The 3376-nt window shown below is 71.0% G+C and carries 2 protein-coding genes; both read right to left on the bottom strand.

Annotated features, from left to right (window positions below; all coding sequences use genetic code 11):
- Positions 1-1596, bottom strand: a 1596-nt coding sequence (locus tag QOC69_RS30525; protein ID WP_526446255.1) for an Hsp70 family protein, incomplete at its 3' end; no start/stop codon positions are given.
- A gap of 41 nt (positions 1597-1637) precedes the next feature.
- Complete coding sequence (locus QOC69_RS30520; RefSeq protein ID WP_526446254.1) at positions 1638-3131, bottom strand: dynamin family protein; 1494 nt, start codon at positions 3129-3131, stop codon at positions 1638-1640.
- Positions 3132-3376 lie beyond the last annotated feature (245 nt).

The following is a 3376-nucleotide window of genomic DNA, read 5'->3' as shown; positions in this document are numbered from 1 at the left end:
CGAAGTCGAAGTCGACGTCGAGGTCGAAGTCGAGGTCGAGGTCGAGGTCGAGGTCGAGGTTGAAGTCGGCGTCGAAGTCGAAGTCGAGGTCGGGGTGGTCGTCGAAGTCGGCGGCGCGGTCGTCGTGGTGGTGGGTGTCGTCGTCACCGGCGCGGGCGGAGGATCCTGCGGGGCCGGCGCGGGGGCCTGAGGTACAGGGGCCCGTCGGGCGGGTGGCGCCTGGGTGTAACGGACCACGTTCGGCTGGCCTGCCGCGATGACCGTCTGCGTGACGACCGGCGGCGCTGCGCCGGCGGCCACCGGAACCTGGGCGTCGGACATCGACGGCGTCGCGCTGACGGTCGGCATCGGCGATGAGGCGTTCGCCGCGTCGGTGTCCGTGGTGACCACCAAACCGACGGCGGCGAACACAGCAGCGCAGGCAGCCGCCGCGAAGAGCAGCGCGGGCCGTTGGTACCACGGCAGGGGCGGCAGTGCGTCACCCTCGTCACCGACGGCGTGCTCGAACACGACATCGGGCCGGGCCCAGTCGGGATCGTCGAGCGGCTCCCCTGCCTCAACGGAGGACTGTGACCACGCCATCGCCGCGACTACCGATTGCTCGACCCGCGGCGCGACCGGTGACAGCACCGTCCCGGTCTTCGGCGCCGCGGCGAGCCGGGTCACGGCCTCGGGCTCGCGGCCGCCCAGCAGGGCCGCGCCCATCGCCGCGACGGTCTGGGCGTGGGCCGTGGTGGTCACCGGCATCCGGAACGCTTCGGAAAGGCGCTGCGTGACAAGGGGTATCCGTGCCCCACCGCCGACCGTCGCGACGGCGGCGAGATCCGCGCGCCAGAGGCCGTTGCGTCGCAGCGTGTCGTCGAATGCGGCGAGCACACCGTCCAACGGTCCGCGCACCAACGACTCCAGCTCCGCGCGGGTGAGCCGGACCGTCGTACCCTGCAGCGGCCCAGGCAGTCCCGTGGCGGCCTCGAACGACAACCGCTCCTTGGCGTTTCGGACACCTTCGCGGAATGCGGTGAGCGACGCGACCGCCGACGTGCTCGACGGGTCGACGTCGAGACCAGCGAGGAGGTGAGTCAGCAGGGCACGGTCGACGAGGTCGCCGGAGAAGTCGTCGTAGCGGACGGCGTCGCCGATGGCGCGGAAGTCCGCTCCCGCGTCGGCGAGGGTGATCGTCGTGCCGGTGGCCCCGAAGTCGCACAGGGCGACGACACCGCGGGCGGGCAACCCGGGATGGCTGCGCAGCGCCGTCAGCGCGGCGACGGCGTCCGAGGTCACCGTCGCGTCGGGGAGCAGCGCGCGCATCCGGTCGACGAGGTGCGCGCCCCAGTGTGCTGGCACCGCCACACAGGTCGAATCGGCGCGGCCGCGAGCCCGGGTGAGGTCGGCCACCGCCTCGGCCACCAGACGGTCGGCGGCGTGTGCGGAACCGTCCTCGGCGACGATCGGCACCGGGTCGCCGAATCGCTCGACGAACCCGGTCAGGACGGTGCCGCGCCAGGTCACGGCCGCCGGTCGGACGGTCGCGCCGCCATCGGCGCGGGCGGCGACCAGATTCGTCGCACCGACCGACACTCCCACGCAATCACGCATGTCCGGTATGTCGTCGAACGAGCCCGAATCGTTAGCCGATTTCAGCGACCGCGGGCGGCATAATCGGCCACCATGGCCTCCGCGCTGCGCACCGCGGCCCTGCACGCACGCGTGGTGAACGGATCGTTGAGCGGGTGATCCGCCCGGCGCCGCCAGCGCTGTGCCGCCGCGAAGGCCGCCCGCGGCCCGTCGTAGGGCGCATCGGGTTGCAGGCCGAGTCGGCTGGCCGCGTCGGTACCGGAGCCGCCGATGATCCGCCGCAGCGAGGCCATCTCGTCGTCGTTCAACGTCGTTGCCCGCGAACGCAATTGGCTCAGCAGCCGCAACTCCTCGAACGCGTGGGTGTCGGCCAGCAGCGGATCGATGTCGGCCAGGATGTAGGGCGTGGCGTAGATCGGGTTGGCCTCGACGAAGCGGCGCAGCGACAGCAGCGCCGTGTGGGCCTTGAGCAGGTCGGAGCGCTGCGCGAACTGCTGGTCGATCACGTCGCGCAGGGCGATCAGGCCGCTACGTTCCAGCAGCTCGTCGGCCAGGGCCACCGAGTCGCTGATGCCCGCCCGCAGCACCGCGATCGAGATCCTGATGCCGAACATGCCGAACCGGTCCAACAGCGCGGTGCGGGTGGCGGCATCGACGGGCAGTTCGCTGTCCTCCCTGACGAAGCGGTCGACCGACAGCATCGCCTTGGTGAGCTCGGTCGCGTCGACCCCGGCCAGTTTCTCCAGTGCGACGAACTCGCTCTGCCGCAGCGTGCGCGCGGTCAGCGCCAGCAGGCCCGACACCGGGACGACGGCCTGGCAGATGCCGGTCTTGTCCATCTCGGCGGTGAATCTGGTCGCGACGTCCTTGGCCGAAAGCATCGCGTCGATGCGGCCAGCGCCGATCTCGTCGGCCCGCGACGCCACCCCGATGACGCCGAGCGCACCTGCCGAGCCGCCGACGAGCGTGCCGATCTGCTTGAGCAGCGCGATGTCTGCCGCGTTCAGCGTGCGCAGCAGGAACACCACCGCATCGACCCGGGGCACGCCGTCGTCGGGGACGAGGAGCCGCAGGGTGCGCTCGGAGACGTCGCGGGACAGCGACGAGGTGCCGGGGGTGTCGATGATCGTGGTATCGATCAGCTCGGCGGCCGGCCACTCGACGTCGAGGTCGACGACGTCCTCGGGGTCCAGGCTGGCGAAGTCGAAGGTCAGGGCCCGGTCGCCGGGGTCCCGCGCGATGGGCACGTTGGAGCGGCGCCCGCCGCGGTGATTCGCCGTCACCTTGGGGGTGGGCCCGTTGCGGAACCAGGTGACGATGCGGGTGGCCTCGGTGGCGTCGGTGGGCGCGATGTCCTCGCCGACGAGCGCGTTGACCAGCGTCGACTTGCCGGCCTTCAGCGTGCCCGCCAGGGCGATCCGGATGGGCTGGTTCAGCCGCTTGCCGATCCACTCCAGTTCGTTGTGCACGTCGGGACGCTCGCGATAGGCGGGATCGCCTCGGTATGCCTGGCTGGTCCCACCAAGGATCGCGCGCACTCGATCGCTCGTGCTCATGTTGCGCTACCTCGGGATCCGGTTGGCCCTTGCCGGGTAACCAGCATAGGCACTACGGCTGCGAGGTCACTTGGCGATGGGTACCAGTGGGGCTTCCGGCTGGGGCGACAACTTCACCGCGTGCTCGGTGACCTGGCGCAGGATGTTGAGTTGACGCTCGAGTTCGTTGACCCGCGTGGCACGTTCGTTCTCCTCGAGTTTCGCCGCAGCGAGCGAGGCCTGCAGCGATTCGTTCAGCGAGCGGG

This window comes from Mycobacterium sp., from assembly GCF_032162105.1.
Lineage (GTDB): Bacteria > Actinomycetota > Actinomycetes > Mycobacteriales > Mycobacteriaceae > Mycobacterium.
Note: the sequence above shows the minus strand (reverse complement) of the source record. Positions and strands in the feature narration are given on the sequence as shown.

What these genes read in the sequence shown, in the direction of transcription:
- QOC69_RS30520 (WP_526446254.1), bottom strand. Translation starts at nt 3,131, where the DNA reads ATGAGCACGAGCGATCGAGTGCGCGCGATCCTTGGTGGGACCAGCCAG.